The organism is Pseudomonas sp. GG8 (genome assembly GCF_052976945.1).
On sequence record NZ_JBRIIP010000001.1, the window covers coordinates 2,377,186 to 2,394,999 of the forward strand.

The 17,814-nt window shown below is 57.6% G+C and carries 14 protein-coding genes; 10 read left to right on the forward strand and 4 right to left on the reverse strand.

Annotated features, from left to right (window positions below; genetic code table 11):
- Nucleotides 1-37 precede the first annotated feature (37 nt).
- The 8 genes from ACVBEG_RS11405 (at nt 38) to ACVBEG_RS11440 (ending at nt 12,932) form a co-directional block, all read left to right on the forward strand.
- A complete protein-coding gene (locus ACVBEG_RS11405; protein ID WP_322179201.1) occupies nt 38-223 on the forward strand; it encodes a DUF6026 family protein in 186 nt (61 codons plus the stop codon).
- Between the two features lie 832 nt (nt 224-1,055).
- Nucleotides 1,056-2,642: a glycogen synthase GlgA gene (gene glgA / locus ACVBEG_RS11410; protein ID WP_322179200.1), complete on the forward strand. Its 1,587-nt coding sequence runs from the start codon at nt 1,056-1,058 to the stop codon at nt 2,640-2,642.
- A gap of 12 nt (nt 2,643-2,654) precedes the next feature.
- On the forward strand, nt 2,655-4,466 hold the full coding sequence (gene treZ / locus ACVBEG_RS11415) for a malto-oligosyltrehalose trehalohydrolase (protein WP_322216461.1): 1,812 nt from the start codon (nt 2,655-2,657) through the stop codon (nt 4,464-4,466).
- Nucleotides 4,459-6,537: a 4-alpha-glucanotransferase gene (gene malQ / locus ACVBEG_RS11420; protein ID WP_447107710.1), complete on the forward strand. Its 2,079-nt coding sequence runs from the start codon at nt 4,459-4,461 to the stop codon at nt 6,535-6,537. The genes treZ and malQ overlap by 8 nt, the downstream gene beginning before the upstream one ends.
- On the forward strand, nt 6,534-9,317 hold the full coding sequence (locus ACVBEG_RS11425; RefSeq protein WP_447107711.1) for a malto-oligosyltrehalose synthase: 2,784 nt from the start codon (nt 6,534-6,536) through the stop codon (nt 9,315-9,317). Before malQ ends, ACVBEG_RS11425 begins: the two co-directional genes overlap by 4 nt.
- A 17-nt stretch (nt 9,318-9,334) precedes the next feature.
- A complete protein-coding gene (locus tag ACVBEG_RS11430) occupies nt 9,335-9,649 on the forward strand; it encodes a DUF2934 domain-containing protein (protein WP_322179196.1) in 315 nt (104 codons plus the stop codon).
- A 159-nt stretch (nt 9,650-9,808) separates the two neighbouring features.
- Nucleotides 9,809-12,034 (forward strand): glycogen debranching protein GlgX, encoded by a 2,226-nt coding sequence (gene glgX, locus ACVBEG_RS11435; protein ID WP_322216468.1) that lies wholly within the window; start codon nt 9,809-9,811, stop codon nt 12,032-12,034.
- 139 nt (nt 12,035-12,173) lie between these two features.
- Nucleotides 12,174-12,932, forward strand: coding sequence for a PIG-L deacetylase family protein (locus tag ACVBEG_RS11440; protein WP_322179194.1), 759 nt, complete (start codon nt 12,174-12,176; stop codon nt 12,930-12,932).
- A 36-nt stretch (nt 12,933-12,968) separates the two neighbouring features.
- On the opposite strand, the gene ACVBEG_RS11445 is transcribed toward ACVBEG_RS11440, so the two are convergent.
- Entirely contained in the window at nt 12,969-14,003 is a 1,035-nt protein-coding gene (locus ACVBEG_RS11445; protein WP_322179193.1) for an alpha/beta hydrolase family protein, read from the reverse strand.
- Between the two features lie 375 nt (nt 14,004-14,378).
- A complete protein-coding gene (locus ACVBEG_RS11450; protein WP_322179192.1) occupies nt 14,379-14,990 on the reverse strand; it encodes an FMN-dependent NADH-azoreductase in 612 nt (203 codons plus the stop codon).
- A 128-nt stretch (nt 14,991-15,118) separates the two neighbouring features.
- On the opposite strand from ACVBEG_RS11450, the gene ACVBEG_RS11455 reads away from it, so the two are divergent.
- On the forward strand, nt 15,119-16,027 hold the full coding sequence (locus tag ACVBEG_RS11455; protein WP_447107712.1) for a LysR substrate-binding domain-containing protein: 909 nt from the start codon (nt 15,119-15,121) through the stop codon (nt 16,025-16,027).
- A 27-nt stretch (nt 16,028-16,054) separates the two neighbouring features.
- Nucleotides 16,055-16,402 (forward strand): MmcQ/YjbR family DNA-binding protein, encoded by a 348-nt coding sequence (locus ACVBEG_RS11460; RefSeq protein ID WP_322179190.1) that lies wholly within the window; start codon nt 16,055-16,057, stop codon nt 16,400-16,402.
- Here ACVBEG_RS11460 and ACVBEG_RS11465 read toward each other — a convergent pair.
- The gene (locus tag ACVBEG_RS11465) at nt 16,397-16,858 is read right to left on the reverse strand and encodes a DUF1294 domain-containing protein (RefSeq protein ID WP_322179189.1); all 462 of its coding nucleotides are present in this window, start codon (nt 16,856-16,858) and stop codon (nt 16,397-16,399) included. The genes ACVBEG_RS11460 and ACVBEG_RS11465 overlap by 6 nt on opposite strands.
- An 11-nt stretch (nt 16,859-16,869) precedes the next feature.
- Nucleotides 16,870-17,700 (reverse strand): undecaprenyl-diphosphate phosphatase, encoded by an 831-nt coding sequence (locus ACVBEG_RS11470; protein WP_322216478.1) that lies wholly within the window; start codon nt 17,698-17,700, stop codon nt 16,870-16,872.
- Nucleotides 17,701-17,814 lie beyond the last annotated feature (114 nt).

Sequence of the window (17,814 nt, forward strand, 5' to 3'; positions counted from 1 at the left end):
CTAACGTTGTTGAAACACACCATTTGCGAGGTGAGCAATGGGTACATTACTAGCAGCACGTCCACCCCAGACCCTGTATGTCAGCATCCGTCGTGATGAGCTCAAGCAGCTGAAAGATGAACGCGATCAACTGCAGAATAAAGTCGCCCATTTGATCTTGCTGCTGCAAGAGTCTCAGCCTCTGCTGGCTGGACCCACTCACGGTCTGCAAGCCTGCAAATGACATCACTTTGCAGGCTCGCCGTAAGCCACGCACCACCCGATTGAAGCGCTGGTTTGATACTCACCTGGCAGGTCAGAGCTTCGATGAGTTGGACGGCACTAAAAGCCTGGTCAGTTTCGATTTCAAAGAGCGCCCTCAGCTCATCGGCGCCCCCTAAAAGGCTTGAACGATTTCAGCCTGATGCGGGGCAATCCCCCTGCGTCGATCGTACCTAAAGTGGTCCAGCAGTAATACTGTCCAAAGGCCTGCCAATCCGGCAGGCCATTCTATATTCCCCATACACGCTCATTTCCTTGCCGGCTCGACCTGAGTCACGAGCGAAATAATCTTCCGCGCTCAAAAAACAAACCATATCAGCCCCAACAAGCACCCACGGCGCACCGAGAAATGGCGCAGGACTTCTGTTTTTCTGGGTTAAATGTCCTTGAAATCGAGTGGTTTTGTCTGGAAGCCGAACCACGCGGACAGATTGTCGAACAATCAGACGGACGGTATGGCGTCGATTTTGTACGTTTTCGTGCCCCATAAAAGCGCGATTCGACGGTTAAATGCGTTGTTATCTGCCACTTTGAGTGGTTAATCAAATGCCGCTGATCCGCAATCCAGACACCTGCGTAAAAAAAAGTCGAAACTTTGCCCTCTGCCATGGGGTCATCATTAAAGAGAGCCTAAGCTATTGGCGTAACCCGAGTTTGGGCATTACCACCCGTCCTACTACCACGCAACCGGTAAATAGGTACCGATCTTGCGTAGTGCTTGTGTGCCCGGCCATAGGACATGGCCCATAACAACTCAAGTGCTGCACCAACACTGAATTGAATGGGAGAAAAAGATGATTAGCGCCGCTGCCAAAACCCAGAAGGGAGAGAGTTTTAACCAGCCGGCCAGCGAGCTGACCCATCTGCCGGTCTTCGCTTCGACTAGCGTTCCACTGCTGCAACTGCCGACTTCACAGCCAAGTATTACCCTGACCCACAGAAGAAAAGTTCTGTTCGTGACCTCAGAGTTGGCTGATCTGGTGAAAACCGGAGGTTTGGGCGATGTGTCTGCCGCACTGCCGCGAGCCATGCGCCACCTGCACGATGTACGCGTGCTGATTCCCGGCTACCCGCAAGTGCTCAACAGTGGTAACCCGATCCATGTCATCAGCGAGCTGGGCGGTCATGCAGCCCTGCCACCGTGCAAGATCGGGCGCATGGACATGAAAGACGGTCTGGTCATTTATGTGCTGATCTGCCCCGAACTGTACGAACGTGAAGGCACGCCATACGGTGATAACAACGGCCGTGACTGGCCTGACAACCATATCCGCTTTGCCCGCCTCGGCCTGGCCGCAGCCGACTTCGCCGCCGGCGCGGTAAAAACCCAGTGGTGCCCGGAACTGGTGCATGCCCACGATTGGCCTGCCGGATTGGCGCCGGCGTATATGCGCTGGCGGGGTCAGGCCACACCGAGCATCTTCACCATCCACAACCTGGCGTATCAAGGCACGGTCAGCACCGGCTCCAGCCGCGAACTGGGTATTCCTGACCAGGCGTTGGGCGCCGACGGCATGGAGTTCTACGGCAAGCTCTCATTCATTAAGGCAGGCATGGCTTATGCCAGCCACATCACCACCGTGAGTGCGACTTACGCCAAGGAAATCACCACGCCGGCCTTTGGCTGTGGTCTGGAAGGCTTTCTGCAAAGCAAGGCCAGGCAAGGACTGCTCAGCGGGATTCCGAATGGCATCGACGCCAGTTGGGATTCGGAAACCGATGAACACTTGATTTGCCGGTTTGCCCCAAACGAATGGCAGCGCAAGGAAATCAACGCCGACCATGTACGCGAGTTGTTCGAGCTTGAGCCTTCCACAGGTCCTTTGTTCGCTGTGGTATCGCGCCTGGTCTTCCAGAAAGGCCTGGACCTGACCATCGGTGTTGCCGAGCATATCGTCAATCAAGGCGGGCAAATTGCGATCATCGGTCGCGGCGAACCGGAGGAAGAGGACGCCATGCGCGCACTGGCCCTGCGTTTCCCGGGCCAGATCGGGGTGCGCATCGGGTTCAACGAAACGGATGCTCGACGCATGTTTGCCGGCAGCGATTTCTTGCTGATGCCTTCGCGTTATGAGCCTTGTGGCTTGAGCCAGATGTATGCCCAGCGTTTTGGCTCCTTGCCGGTGGCCCGTAAAACAGGGGGGTTGGCCGACACCATTGAAGATGGCGTGACTGGTTTTCTGTTCGAAGAATCGACCGTGGAAAGCTACGCTGAAGCGCTGACACGGGCGATCAAGGTCTTCGCCAATCCTGAGCTGCTCAATGCCATGCGTTGCCGCGCCATGGCCGCTCCGTTCAATTGGCATAAGGCCGTGGAGCCTTACGCCGATCTGTACCAAGACCTGCTGAAAAAAAATGTAGGTGCTTCTGTTCACTATTAAAGGGGTTAACGGATGCCTCTGCGCACGGATAAAAACTGGCGCCACGGCGCCGTATTACTGGACCCTGAACACACCCGGTTTGCCCTCTGGGCACCGGATGCCTATTACGTCAGTGTCGAGTTCGAAAGCGGGCAGTCGCTGACCATGTTGCCGCAGGACAATGGCTGGTTTGTGTTGGAGACTCGCTGCTCTGCGGGCAGTCGCTATTACTACAACATCGATGGAGAAATGAAAGTCCCTGATCCAGCTTCCCGTGCCCAGGTGTCCGATGTGCATTCCGCCAGCGTTGTCGTCGATCCTTTGGCCTATTGCTGGTTGCACACTGATTGGCTAGGACGGCCGTGGCGGGAAGCTGTTATTTATGAACTGCACGTGGGGGTACTGGGTGGCTACGCCGAAGTCGAAAAACATTTACCCCGTTTGGCGGCACTGGGTGTTACCGCGATTGAGTTGATGCCCCTGGCACAGTTTCCTGGCGGGCGTAACTGGGGCTACGACGGTGTGTTGCCTTATGCACCGCAATCGACCTACGGCAAACCCGACCAGCTCAAACACTTGATCGACGCCGCGCACGGTTATGGCCTGATGGTGATACTCGACGTGGTCTACAACCACTTCGGGCCGGATGGCAATTACCTGGGCCAGTATGCCAAAGGCTTTTTCCGCGATGATGTGAAAACCCCTTGGGGCCCAGCCATCGACTTCCTCCGCGAGGAAGTGCGCGACTTTTTCATTGATAACGCCTTGATGTGGTTACTCGACTATCGCTTCGATGGTCTGCGTCTGGACGCGGCACACGCAATCAATGATCCCACCTTCCTCCAGGACTTCGCCCGACGAGTTCGCGAGCAGATTGCCCCGTCCCGACAGGTCTGGTTGACACTGGAAAATGAATTCAACGAAGCCAGCTTGCTGGAACAAGCCTTCGATGCGCAGTGGAACGATGACGGTCATAACGCCTTACACGTTCTGCTGACAGGAGAAAGCGATGCCTACTACGCCGACTTCGCCCATGAACCTACCCAAAAGCTGGCCCGCTGCTTGAGCCAGGGCTTCGTTTACCAGGGCGAGAGTAATCGCCACGGCAATAGCAGAGGGCACTCCAGTGGGCATTTACCCCCTAGCGCCTTCGTGCTGTTCCTGCAGAATCACGATCAGGTTGGCAACCGTGCCTTCGGCGAGCGTCTGCCGCAACTGAGCGCCGGTCCCGCATTGCGGGCCGCCACGGTATTGCTCCTGCTCTCGCCCATGATTCCGTTGATGTTCATGGGCGATGAATGGGCCGCAAGTGAACCCTTCCTTTTTTTCACCAGCCACCATGACGAGTTGGCCGATGCCGTGCGTGAGGGCCGTCGCGCCGAGTTTGCCGACTTCCCGGCATTTGCCGATGAAGAGCAGCGTGAGTGCATCCCCGACCCAAATGCCCACAGCACGTTCGAGGCATCGCGCCCCGCCTACGAGACAATGCACCTGAACACGGACAAAGGCATTGATCATCAACGCTGGCTAGCGCTATACCAACAATTGTTGAGCATTCGCCATCGCGAAATCATTCCACGCCTGTCAGGTGCGCAGGCGTTGGACACTCACGTGCTGGACGAAGGAGCCCTTACGGCTCGCTGGCGTATGGGTGACGGCAGTGTCTTGCGCATCGACCTAAACCTCGGCGAGCGCCCGGTCAAGCTGGCCGCAGTTCATCGGGACACTCTTTTGTATGAAACCCTGCCTGGGGCGGCCGAACTTTCCCGGCGGGGAACCCTCAACCCCTACACGGCCATTGTCAGCCTGATAACGACTGATGTTTTGGAGGAACAGGATGAGTAATGAGCAACTGCATATTTTGGCTGCCCGGGCCGGGCTGTCTGTGGATTGGATCGATGCCAACGGGCGGCTGCAAACTGTCAGCCCTGAGGCGCTACGCAAGGTACTCGACGGCCTGGGCTACCCCGCCGAAAGTGCCGAGGATATTTGCATCAGCCTGCAACGCCTGCACAAGTCCAGTACGCCAAGCGCGGTCCCGCCGCTGCTGACGCTGGATCATGGCAGCCTGCTGGATTTGTCGACATGGTTCGCGCCAAAAACACCTTTCGTGTTAAACCTCGAAGACGGCACCACCGTCACTGCAACGCTGACGGATACAGCCCATCTGCCCGCCGTGGCACCTGTGGGGTATCAGCAACTGCGCATTGCCGGTCAACATGTGACCTTGGCCGTCGCGCCTGCAACCTGCTACAGCATGGCCATGGCGACCAACACTGACGTCCCTCGCGCCTGGGGACTGACCGTACAGCTGTATGGGCTACGTCGTCGGGGCGATGGTGGTTTTGGCGACATCCAGGCACTGGAAGCCCTGGCCCGCGCGGCCGGTGAACGCGGTGCCGATGCATTGGCTATCAGCCCGGTTCACGCCATGTTTGCCTGCGACACCCTGCGCTACAGCCCTTACTCACCTTCCAGCCGGTTGTTTCTCAATGCGTTATATGCATCACCCGAGACCATTCTTGGCGAACAAGCACTGCGCATGGCCATCAACGAGACCGGACTGGGCGCAGAGCTTGAGCGTCTCGAGGCATTGCCACTAATTGACTGGCCAAGGGCAGCTCAAGCCAAGTGGACGTTACTGCATGCATTGTATAAAAGCTTTTGCAGCGGAGCGCACCCGCTGTATGACGACTTCACCCACTTCCGCCATTGCGGTGGCGAAGCACTGGAGAACCATTGCCGCTTCGAAGCCTTGCAGTCCGAATGCCCCAAGCTTGGCATGAGTCAGGATTGGCGCGAATGGCCGGACGAATTCAAAAATCCCCAGAGCGGCGCCATTACGGAGTTCGCCGCATGTCATGGGGAGCAAATCAGCTTCCATGCATTTGCCCAATGGCTCATCGCGCGCAGTCTGGAGCGCGCGCAGGTGGCGGCCCGCAGCAGTGGAATGCGCGTCGGCCTGATCGCCGATCTGGCGGTAGGCGCAGACGGTGGCGGCAGTCAAGCCTGGAGCCGGCAGGATGAGCTGCTTTCGGCGCTTAGCGTTGGCGCTCCGCCCGACATTCTCAATCGCTCCGGGCAAAGTTGGGGCATTTCAGCGTTCTCGCCGGATGGCTTGAAACGCAACGGCTTTCGCGCATTTATCGAGATGCTCCAAGCCAACCTGGCCCACGCCGGAGGCTTGCGCATCGACCATGTCCTGGGCCTGCAACGGCTCTGGGTGGTACCTGTAGGTTCGCCACCCAGCGAAGGGGCGTACCTCAACTACCCGTTCGACGACCTGCTGCGCTTGTTGACCCTGGAATCCTGGCGGCACAAGGTCATTGTGCTGGGCGAAGACCTCGGCACCGTTCCGGACGGCTTGCACGACAGATTGTCGGCGCGGGCAATTCTTGGCATGCGCGTGCTGCTGTTTGAACAAGACAACGCCCACTTCAAACCCATTCTGCAATGGTCCGATCAGGCGCTTGCGATTACCAGCACCCACGATTTGCCCACCCTTGCGGGCTGGTGGCGCGAGCGTGATATCGACTGGAACAGCAAGCTTGGTCATATTGACGAACAGACCGAACGCAACTGGCGCGAAAGCCGGCAACGCGAACGCCGAGGCCTGCGGCAGGCCTTGAGTCAGGATGCAGCCAATTTCCGCGATGACTTCAGCGAAAGCGATCAAATCATTGATGCCAGCGTTCGCTACCTTGGTCACACCCGTGCCCCGCTTGTATTGCTGCCCATGGAGGATCTGCTGGGCGTCGAGGAGCAGTTCAATCTGCCAGGCACCATCGATAGCCATCCCAACTGGCGTCGGCGTCTACCCGGTGACTGCGCCACGCTGCTTGAGGGCGACAGTGCCATCCGACGCCTGGCATTGCTGGCACAAGCACGCCAGGAAGCGGCGGAGCGGGACCGATGAACGCTCCACTCAAACCACTGAGAGCCACACAGCGCCTGCAATTTCACAAGGGCTTCACCCTTGATGACGCCGTGCCGCTGGTGCCCTACTTCGCCAGACTGGGCATTAGTCACCTCTATGCTTCGCCGCTGCTCAAAGCGCGCGCCGGTTCGATGCACGGCTACGACGTGGTCGATCCGCGCGTCATCAACCCGGAGCTGGGCGGCGAACCGGCGTTGCGGCGCCTGGTCAGTGCCCTGCGTGCGCAGGGCATGGGTCTGATCCTCGATATCGTGTCCAATCACATGGCGGTCGGCGGTGCGGACAACCCCTGGTGGCTCGACCTTCTGGAATGGGGACGTCGCAGCCCGTATGCCGACTTTTTCGACATCCAGTGGCACTCCCCGGACCCATTGCTGGAAGGTCAATTATTGCTGCCCTTTCTCAGCAGCGATTACGGCACCGTACTTAAGGCGGGCGAAATACCCCTGCGTTTCGATGCCGGGCAGGGTGCGTTTTACGTCGAGCATTATCAGCATTACTTTCCCATCAACCCGGCGACCTATGCGCCGTTGCTCAACGCGGCCAATGACCCTGAACTGAGCGAACTGGCGCAGCGCTTTGCGGTACTCGATCACTACCCGCAAGCGTACGAACGAGCCCGACAGGCGCGCGCAGAATTGGCGACGCTGGCGCAACAGACGGGTATCCAGCGGGCCATCGACCGCGGGCTGAAACAGTTCGATTCGCGCACGCCAGAGGGCTTTGAACGCCTGCATGAGCTGCTGGAACGCCAGCACTACCGGCTGGCCAGTTGGCGCACTGCGGGAGACGACATCAATTGGCGGCGTTTTTTCGATATCAACGAACTTGGCGGACTGCGCGTCGAGCGCCCTACCGTGTTCGAAGCCACCCACGGCAAAATTTTCGAACTGATCAGCGAGGGTCTGGTGGATGGGCTGCGGATTGATCACATTGATGGGCTGGCCGACCCGCGCGGTTACTGCCGCAAGTTGCGGCGCCGGGTAGAAGGCTTGCTGGCTCAGCGTCCGCCTGCTGCGCCGTTGAGTCACCTGCCCATCTTCGTCGAGAAGATTCTCGGTCCCGATGAACAACTGCCCGAGGATTGGACCGTTGACGGCACCACCGGTTACGAGTTCATGAATCAGGTGTCGTTATTGCAGCACGACGCCAAAGGTGAAGCCCCTCTAGGCGAGTTGTGGAGTCGTCTCAGTGGACGTAGCGCCGACTTCAACCTGGAAGTGCTGGAAGCGCGCAACCTGGTGTTACAGGGCAGTCTGGCAGGGGACTTCGAAAGCGTTGCTCAAGCCATGCTGCAAGTGGCCCGTAGCGACCTGATGAGCCGTGATTTGACCTACGGTGCTATTCGTCGAGCGTTATTGGCATTGGTGGTCAACTTCCCGATTTACCGCACCTATATCAGCGCATGCGGACGCTCGGCCGAAGACGATCGATTCTTCCAGCAAGCCCTTGAAGGTGCCCGACTCAACCTCAGCGAAGCCGACTGGCCTGTACTTGATTACCTGCAATGCTGGCTCGGGGGTCAATCATGGCGTGCACTGCCACTGGGCCGCTTACGCAAGATTCATCGCCATGCCTGCGTGCGCTTCCAGCAACTGACGTCGCCCGTGGCAGCCAAGTCAGTGGAAGACACCGCCTTCTACCGCTCGGCGGTACTGCTCTCACGTAATGACGTAGGTTTCCACCCGCAGCACTTCAGTGCCCCGGCCACCCGTTTTCATGAAGCCTGTACCCGCCGCGCCGAGACGTTCCCGGACAATCTTCTGGCGACCGCCACCCATGACCACAAGCGCGGCGAAGACAGCCGCGCCCGCTTGGCAGTGTTGAGCGAATGCGCGGGCTGGTATGCCGAACAGGTTGAGCGTTGGCGACAATTGGCGATCCCCCTCAAGGATGAAGATATCAGCATCAGCGCCGGTGATGAGTTGATGCTTTATCAGACGCTGCTCGGCAGTTGGCCGCTGAATATGGAAGCCGAGCACGCATTCGAAGACTACGCCGAACGGTTGGTGACATGGCAGGAAAAAGCCCTGCGTGAAGCCAAATTACAGAGCAGTTGGAGCGCGCCGAACGAGCCTTATGAAAACGCATGCCGGAGCTTTCTCAATCGCGTGCTGTTGGCACCGGAGGGTCTGGCCTTACGCCAGTCGGTCGGCGCCACTGCGAACCGTATCGCAACCGCTGGCGCGCTTAACAGCCTGACGCAAACGCTGTTGCGCATGACGGTCCCCGGCGTACCTGATCTGTACCAGGGCACTGAGTTCTGGGACTTCAGCCTGGTCGACCCTGACAACCGTCGCCCCGTGGATTACGCAGCTCGGGTAAACGCTCTCGAACACACCCTGAACGCCGATGCACTGTTGGCAAACTGGCAGGATGGGCGAATCAAACAAGCCCTGATCACCAAGGTACTGAATGTGCGCGCTGAACACTCAGCGCTTTTCAGCCGGGGGAGCTATATTCCTTTGCGCGTGGTCGGTCTGTGTGCCGATCAGGTCTTGGCGTTTGCTCGAGTTATCGACGGACACCGTGCCATCGTTGTAGTCCCCAGAGTGAGCAGTGAACTATTAGGCACTGCCCAAACTCCATTGATCAATGCGAGCAGTTGGGGCGACACGCAGGTCATGTTGCCGTTCAAGGGCTCAGATCATTGCTGGAAAGGACTTTTTTCAGGGACAGTAGTTACAACTAACAACGCGCTGATGCTCAGCGCAGCGCTCAAGAGTTTTTCTGTAAACCTGTTTATTCAAACTGCGTAATACCTAGGAGTGTCGAGATGAGTGCCGACGAAAAACGAATCCGCGATTTTGCCTATCAAATCTGGGAGTCCGAGGGTAAACCTCACGGTCAGGAAGCACGGCATTGGGAAATGGCCCGCAAACTGGCCGAGGCCGAGGCGTTGTCGCCGAACAAAAAAGACGTGAGCAAGACGGTTAAGCCCAAGCTGCCAAAAGTTGACGGTCCGGGCGATGCCAAGCCTGCTGCGCCCAAAGCCGCCTCTAAATCAGCGGCCAAGCCTACCTCACCCCCGACACCGAAAACCACGCCCGCGAAGAAACCAAAATCGCCGGGCAAGCCCGCTGGGGCCTGATATTCCTGGGTGCCGCAACGTGTACTACCGCAGCAGTCGCTTTAAACCCGGCCATTGACTGCGGTAGTTCTAACAGGTGACCTACATACATCGGAGCGCCCTAAGCTGCGGTGGCGGCTTTGACCGCTTTCAAGAAATCATCCGACGTCAGGAATGAATATGAGTACACCGCACGCCAAGACCCCGAAAGAGAACGTTCAACACGCCCCTAATCAAAAAGCCCATGAAAGTGACGTAAAGCCAGAAGACGTAAAGCCAGAAACTGTTGTGTCGCGAATCCGTGAAGGGCTGCCCTTCCCGCTCGGCGCCAACTGGGATGGTCTGGGCGTAAACTTTGCGCTGTTCTCGGCCAACGCCACCAAGGTTGAGCTGTGCCTGTTCGATGCCGCTGGCGAAGTCGAACTGGAACGCATCGAGCTTCCCGAGTATACCGACGAAATTTTTCACGGTTATCTGCCCGACGCCCACCCAGGGCTGATCTACGGCTACCGCGTGTATGGCCCGTATGACCCGCAGAACGGTCATCGTTTCAACCACAACAAACTGCTGATCGACCCCTATGCCAAACAACTGGTTGGCAAACTGAAATGGTCTGAGTCGCTGTTTGGTTACACCATCGGCCACCCGGATGGCGACCTGAGCTTTGACGAGCGTGACAGTGCGCCTTTCGTGCCGAAAAGTAAGGTAATCGACCCTGCCTATACTTGGGGTCGCGACCAGAGGGTCAGTGTGCCGTGGGACCGAACCATCATTTACGAAACCCACGTGCGTGGCTTCACCATGCGCCATCCTGCGGTGCCTGAGGAGTTGCGCGGCACCTTCTCCGGGCTCATGGTCAATGAAGTCATCGAGCACATTCGCAAGCTTGGCGTCTCATCGGTGGAATTGCTGCCGATTCACGCGTTCGTCAATGACCAGCATCTGCTACAGAAAGGCATGACCAACTATTGGGGCTATAACAGCATCGCCTTCTTTGCCCCTGACCCACGCTACCTGGCCCACGATAAGATCGCCGAGTTTAAGGAAATGGTCGCTCACATGCACCATGCCGGCCTTGAAGTGATCCTCGACGTGGTCTACAACCACACTGCGGAAGGCAACGAGCTAGGCCCGACTCTGTCGATGCGCGGTATCGACAACGCCTCCTACTACCGTTTGATGCCCGACGACAAACGCCTCTATATCAATGATTCCGGCACCGGTAACACCCTCGACCTCAGCCACCCCTGCGTATTGCAGATGGTGACCGACTCGTTGCGTTATTGGGCGACAGAGATGCACGTCGATGGCTTTCGTTTTGACCTGGCGACGATTCTTGGCCGTTATCACAACGGATTTGATGAACGCCACAGCTTCCTGGTGGCCTGCCGCCAAGACCCCGTGCTGCGTCAGGTGAAGATGATCGCCGAGCCGTGGGACTGTGGTCCCGGTGGTTATCAGGTCGGTGGTTTTCCTCCTGGTTGGGTGGAATGGAACGACAAGTTCCGTGACACCGTACGTGCGTTCTGGAAAGGCGACGACGGCCAGTTGGCCGACTTCGCTGGCCGCATGACTGCCTCGGGCGAGATGTTCAACCAACGCGGGCGTCGACCTTATGTGTCCGTCAACTTCATCACCGCCCACGACGGTTTTACCCTGCACGATCTGGTGTCTTACAACGAAAAGCACAATGAAGACAACGACGAGGACAATCAGGACGGCAGCAACAACAACCTGTCCTGGAACCATGGCGTCGAAGGCCCCACCGATAATGCGGAAATCAACGAGCTACGCTTGCGGCAGATGCGTAATTTCTTCTCTACACTCCTGTTCGCTCAGGGCACTCCAATGGTGGTTGCCGGGGACGAATTCGCCCGCACCCAGCACGGTAATAACAACGCCTATTGCCAGGACAGCGAAATTGGCTGGGTCAACTGGGAACTGGATGACGACGGCAAGTCGCTGCTGAAATTCGTACGGCGCCTGATCAAGCTGCGTCAAGCTTATCCGATCCTGCGCCGTGGTCGTTTTCTGGTCGGCAATTACAATGAAGAAATCGGCGTGAAGGATGTCACTTGGCTGTCTCCAAACGGCTCTGAGATGTCCGTTGAACAATGGGAAGACGGTAACGGTCGCTGCCTTGGCATGTTGATGGACGGCCGCGCACAAGTCTCAGGCATCCGTCGCCCCGGCCAGGACGCCACGCTGCTGTTAGTGGTCAATGCCCACCACGACGGAGTCAATTTCACACTACCCAAAGTGCCCGAGGGCATCTCCTGGACATGCCTGATAGACACCAATCAGCCCGACGACCATAGCCATGGGGAGTTGCCATTCGGCACGGAATACACAATCACGGGGCGCTCCCTGCTGCTGTTCGAACTGCAACGCGAAGAGCAACCATGAGCCAGGCGTTGGGCAAGGACGTACAGACGCGCTGACAATCATAGACGAACGCTGTACCCGGGCGGCCTCTACTGGCCGCGCTCGGGCAACCAGCATGCAGTCAAGGCGTTGGCCATCCGCCGACAAGGATGTGAAACCTGTGAGCGAAAATCTGATCGTGGGCAGTGGTGCCTCTCGCCATGCCTGGAAACATTCTAAACACTTGGCCGAACTGCCCGTCATCAGCACCCACATGCTGGTGCCGCCCGGTTCTCGCGCCGTGATCATTGCGCCTCATCCCATAGACGAAGTGCTGGGCTTTGGCGGCCTGATGCAACAACTGGCGCAGTTGGGAAGGCCACTTCAGTTGATTTCGGTGACCGACGGCAGCGCCAGTCACCCTGGGTCAAGCAGTTGGCCAGTGGCGCGTTTACGTGTGATCCGCCCGCAAGAAAGCGCCGAAGCCCTGCATCGCCTGGACCTGCCACTGCACAGTTTGCAATGGATTCGTGGCGGTTTTACCGATAACGCTGTCGCTAAACAGGAGGACGCACTCACCGATTTCATTCGACGCTATCTGCGCACAACTGACGTGGTGTTCACCCCATGGGATCACGACGGCCATTGCGACCATGATGCGGTGGGCCGCGCGACTGCTAAAGCGGTTGAGTCCGCAGGAGCACGATGCCACGAAGTACCGATCTGGGCCTGGCACTGGGCGCAACCGGAGGACGACCTTATCCCTTGGCAACGTGCGCGCAAGATTTTGCTGGACCCTGCGACGGTGGCCCGTAAACGGCATGCCGCGCACGCATTCGCCAGCCAACTGCAAGATGATCCCGAGACGGGCCTGGTACCAGAGTTAGCTACCCCGGTGCTGGAGCGCCTGCTGCGACCTTTCGAAGTAGTGTTTCTATGAGTTGCGACGAGCGCTATCACCCTCGCCGCTTACGCGTCACTCCTGATGCGCCGTTTGCAGCCCTGCAGGACTCGGCTGACTCAGTGTGTCACTGAAAAAGCGCACGGCGTCGGCGCTCAGGCTGCGGTGAATATCGACTCGATCGACACCTTCGGCATCGGTACACAGGCCTGGAGTAGTCACTTGTTGCTCATCCGTACACGGTGCCAGGAACACGAAATGCCCTGCCCCGGGCAACAGCTTGAAACTCGGTGCCTGAGGCAGTTTGCGCGCCAGGGCTTCGGCATTTTTGTCCAGGGCCAGCAATTGATCCCCGTCACCGCTGTAGAGCAGCACGGGTACATGGACGTCAGCCAAGGTATGGCGGCCAAACATCAAGCTCAATGGCGCCATTAGCATCAGCGCCCCTACACGTGGGTCCGCTTCCGCACGTAAATCGTCCCGATCAGCAATCAGCTCGCCCTGCCTCGTACAAGCATCGCGGTCCATTGGACGTTCAGCACAATATTTACGCAGGCGTTGCAGATCAGGTTGAGCACCCGCCAGGATCAACGCGGTTTCACCACCGGCGGAGTAACCAATCACGCCAACGTGCCGCCCATCTACATAAGCAGAAAGCATGGGGTCCATGAGCGCAGCACTGATGGCTTCGGATATTTGCAATGGCCGTCCATATAAATTGCTAAGACTACCGAGACGGCTGTGGTCCTTATAGTTGTCACCAGGGTGAATCACTGCAACCACAACAAAGCCTTTACGCGCCAGAGAAGTTGCCAGGTCATGCAGCGCCAACGGGGTACCGGTGTTGCCGTGGGATAGCATTAGCAGGGGAAAACGCCCCATGGCGATCGTCGCATCTTCACCGGCAGCAATCTGATAGCCATCGACTTTGCTGATTTTTTTTGAGTCAGTCGATGGATAGAACGCAATCGCGCTCATCGGCTGCAAATCCAGCGGATCAAGAAACGTCAGGCGATGAAATCCCGCGCTCCAGTGAGTACCTGCTTCGACTTGCACCGAAATCAGGCTCCCAAGCAGACATACCAACATAACCGCACAAAGACGCACCATCGCAAGGCCCCACCTTTGTAGATCCGAGTAAGCGAACGGTGAAGTCCGCTGCGGGTTGCAGCGCTCTACACCGATCCGCGCTCCCGGCGCCGATAGCTATAAGAGTAGCTGCTCGACAAACTAGTGCATAAGCCGAGCCACATACTAAAAAACATGAAACGAGATCTAAAATGACCTTTTGCCTGTTCAATAACTAATAAGTGCAATCTTACTTTGATTGCAGTCCGCTTACCCGTAAGGAAATCGTCAAAGATGAAGGTTTGTCGCAATGACGCTCGTGATTGGCGCCAAACGCAAAAAAACCTGCAGCCCTTACGTCATGACGCAGGGCTGCAGAGTTTCTGGTGTGCGGTGTTGCCCCGTTCAGGGCAACGATCAAGCGGTGGCGAACAACGCTTCGCTGATGTGCATACGGGCTGAAGCCATTGCGTTGGCGCGTGGTTCGTCACCGTACGCCAGGCCATGGGCGAACACGAATTGCAGATCCGTCACACCGATGAAGCCAAACAGTACCTTGAGCAGGTCCTCGTGACCAACGCTGGTCGGCTGGCCAACGTGCAAGCCACCGGCAGTGGAGACGATGATAACTTTTTTGCCGCCGCACAGGCCTTCAGGCCCGGTTTCACTGTAGCGGAAGGTACGGCCAGCGACAGTCACCCGGTCGATCCAGGCCTTGAGTTGGCTTGGAATGGTGAAGTTGTACATCGGCGCGCCGATCACTACCACGTCAGCGGCCAGGAACTCCTGCAGAGTGGCTTCGTTCAGGTCGACGTCAGCCTGCTGCGCAGCATTGCGAGCTTCACTTGGCGTGCCGGCAGCGGCAAGACTGGCAGCGGAAAAATGGCCCAACGCATCACTGGCCAGATCGTGGTAAGTCACTTGGCCGTCAGTTTCGACTGCCTGCCAGGCCTGAACGACGCTTTGGCTGAGTTGGCGAGAAGCAGAGTGGTCACCAAGGATGCTGGAATCGAGGTGCAGAAGTTTCATAGGGCTCTCCAAGTAGGGATCGCCGCCGGGCGATCAAGTGCGGATAATCCTACAGGGCAAACCAATTCCTGATTAGTCAGCGTAAATGCGATAGCTTGTCCTATGTATAGAACAATCGAGGCATCTGTATGCAAGACCTTAACGATCTTTATTACTTCGCAAAAGTCGTTGAGGCTGGAGGTTTCGCGGCTGCGGGGCGTTTGCTTGGCATTCCCAAGTCCCGCCTGTCTCGACGTATCGCCGAGCTGGAAACCCGCCTCAACGCGAGCCTGCTGCAACGCACAACACGCAAGCTGTCGCTGACGGCGGTTGGCGAGCGTTATCTGCAGCATTGCCAAGCTATGTTGCTGGAAGCGGAAATGGCCGATGAAGCGGTCGCGTCACTGTCGGCCGAACCTCGCGGGCGGCTGCGGGTGTCCTGCCCGGTCGGTTTGACCCATTGGAATCTGGCCAACGTGATCAGCTCGTTTCTGGCAAGTCACCCACAGGTCCAGCTGGAAATGTTGCTGGTCAATCGACGTGTCGATCTGGTGAATGAGGGCATTGATGTCGCGCTACGGGTGCGCGACATCGGCGATGAAGACCCCAGCCTGATCGTACGCCAGCTGGCACCGGCTCTCGCCGCTCTGGTAGCGTCACCCATGTTGCTGGCCGGCCGTGTCATCAGTACACCTCGGGACCTGGCAAGCCTGCCGGTACTGGGCGCTATCGAGGCTGATCGGATGGTTCACTACGATCTGGTCCACAGCAGCGGCGAGCGATGTGAAGTCGCGATTGAGGCGCGCCTGGCCATCGATGATTTCCCTATCCGCAAAAGCGCCGCCTTGAGTGGCCTGGGTCTAACCATGTTGCCGATGATGAACTGCCGTGAAGAATTGGCTGACGGTCGTCTGATTCAGTTGCTGCCCGATTGGTCACTGCCGGGAGGACACCTGCAAGCGGCTTATACTCAGCGGCGCGGCATGCTTCCGGCGGTGAGGGCGTGGATTGATCACATCAGCAGCGCGTTCACTGATGACTTGCACGGTCATGATTGACTGCCACCGATAGAGAGGAAGGCGAGGATGAATCCTGAACAAGTTGCACAGTTTTGCCTGCAACTGCCCGGTGCTCGCGAGGATTACAAATGGGGGGGCACCCGAGTGTTTTCAGTGGCCACAAACAAGATGTTCGCCGTGCTTGATCTGGCAGGCGCCGGGCTGTCGTTCAAGATAGGTGCCGAGCTGTTTCTGGGTTATGTCGATCGGCCGGGTATCCGCCCCGCGCCCTATCTGGCGCGTGCATACTGGATCAGCGTGGCACCACCCTACCCCCTGAGCGACAACGAGTTGCGCGATCTGCTGACACGCTCGCATCAGTCAGTGGTGAGCAAATTGGCCAAAATCCGACAGGTTGGTTTGAAGGTGTCATGAGAAATGGCGGGCCAGGAAGTTGCCTTGCAGAAACAAGAGGTCGATCCAGAATACCTGATGCAGCATGACGATCAGCCAGAACACGGCTTGATAAGAGAGTTTGCGGGTTTTGTGCCGAAAGCGTTGCTGTGCCAGCAGGGCTCCCGGCCAGCCGCCCAGCAACTCGACGCCATGCAGGACTTTCTCCGGCGTGCGCCAGCCGTCATTGCGGGCCCTGTTTTTATCGTGCCAATAGAGAAAGAACGCCAGCAAGCTCATCACTGCGTAACCGCTGGCAGGGATCGCCGAAACGCCCCTGATTGCCATCGACAGTGCGCCGAAGCCTGGCAACGCGCACAACCCCAAGAGGATGAAGAGCTTGAGCCGAACATGCTGCACCGACTGCTTAGGCCGGCGTGCATCGGCGCCCGGCTTGCCCTGTCCAGACGTTCCTTGAGACTGCGTGCGTTGCTCCATAGGTCTGATCCTTAAGCGGCCGCGGAGGACCAGTCGATCCAGCCAAACTGCCAGGTCGCCAGAATCACCAGACCGAAAGCGATCCGATACCAGGCAAATACCGCATAGGTATGGGTGGAGATGAACTTGAGCAGCGCGCGAACCGCGATCATGGCGAAAATAAACGAGGTCACAAAACCAATGGCAATCACCGGCAAATCATCGTGCTGAAACAACGTGCGATATTTATAGGCCGAATAGACCGCCGCACCGACCATGGTTGGCATGGCGAGGAAGAACGAGAACTCGGTAGCCGCCTTGCGTGACAGGCCGAACAGCAGCCCACCGATGATGGTTGCGCCAGAACGCGAGGTGCCGGGAATCATCGCCAGACACTGAGCACAACCCACTTTCAGGGCATCGACCCAGGTCATTTCATCGACGGTTTCAGCGCGCACGACATGTTGGCGGCGCTCGGCCCACAACATAATCACCCCGCCCACCACCAAAGCTGTCGCGACGGTGATCGGATTGAACAGGTATTTGTGAATCAAATCGGCAAACAACACCCCAAGTACAATGGCCGGGAGGACACCAATAATCAGGTTGACCGTGAAACGTTGCGCTTCCGACTGTTTAGGCAGCCCGATAACCACATCGATAATCTTGCGTCGGAACTCCCAGACCACCGCCAGAATCGCCCCCAACTGGATAATGATGTTGAAGGCCATCGCCCTCTCACCACCAAAATTGATCAAGTCCGCAACAATAATCTGGTGGCCAGTGCTGGAGACCGGCAAAAACTCGGTCAACCCTTCTACAACCCCAAGAATCAACGCCTGTGCGGCAGTCCAAATATCCATCATTCCCCCATGAAGCAGTGCTCTTGGCATGCCCCTTTAGTATTTTCAATACGATTGCAGACAAGACATGCTATGTGCGCAGGACCAACATGATGATTGCCATAACGTGAAAAA

What these genes read in the sequence shown, in the direction of transcription:
- ACVBEG_RS11425 (WP_447107711.1), top strand. Translation starts at nt 6,534, where the DNA reads ATGAACGCTCCACTCAAACCACTGAGAGCCACACAGCGCCTGCAATTT.
- ACVBEG_RS11445 (WP_322179193.1), bottom strand. Translation starts at nt 14,003, where the DNA reads ATGGTGCGTCTTTGTGCGGTTATGTTGGTATGTCTGCTTGGGAGCCTG.
- ACVBEG_RS11455 (WP_447107712.1), top strand. Translation starts at nt 15,119, where the DNA reads ATGCAAGACCTTAACGATCTTTATTACTTCGCAAAAGTCGTTGAGGCT.
- ACVBEG_RS11470 (WP_322216478.1), bottom strand. Translation starts at nt 17,700, where the DNA reads ATGGATATTTGGACTGCCGCACAGGCGTTGATTCTTGGGGTTGTAGAA.
- ACVBEG_RS11430 (WP_322179196.1), top strand. Translation starts at nt 9,335, where the DNA reads ATGAGTGCCGACGAAAAACGAATCCGCGATTTTGCCTATCAAATCTGG.
- ACVBEG_RS11450 (WP_322179192.1), bottom strand. Translation starts at nt 14,990, where the DNA reads ATGAAACTTCTGCACCTCGATTCCAGCATCCTTGGTGACCACTCTGCT.
- malQ (WP_447107710.1), top strand. Translation starts at nt 4,459, where the DNA reads ATGAGTAATGAGCAACTGCATATTTTGGCTGCCCGGGCCGGGCTGTCT.
- treZ (WP_322216461.1), top strand. Translation starts at nt 2,655, where the DNA reads ATGCCTCTGCGCACGGATAAAAACTGGCGCCACGGCGCCGTATTACTG.
- ACVBEG_RS11465 (WP_322179189.1), bottom strand. Translation starts at nt 16,858, where the DNA reads ATGGAGCAACGCACGCAGTCTCAAGGAACGTCTGGACAGGGCAAGCCG.
- ACVBEG_RS11405 (WP_322179201.1), top strand. Translation starts at nt 38, where the DNA reads ATGGGTACATTACTAGCAGCACGTCCACCCCAGACCCTGTATGTCAGC.
- glgX (WP_322216468.1), top strand. Translation starts at nt 9,809, where the DNA reads ATGAGTACACCGCACGCCAAGACCCCGAAAGAGAACGTTCAACACGCC.
- ACVBEG_RS11460 (WP_322179190.1), top strand. Translation starts at nt 16,055, where the DNA reads ATGAATCCTGAACAAGTTGCACAGTTTTGCCTGCAACTGCCCGGTGCT.
- glgA (WP_322179200.1), top strand. Translation starts at nt 1,056, where the DNA reads ATGATTAGCGCCGCTGCCAAAACCCAGAAGGGAGAGAGTTTTAACCAG.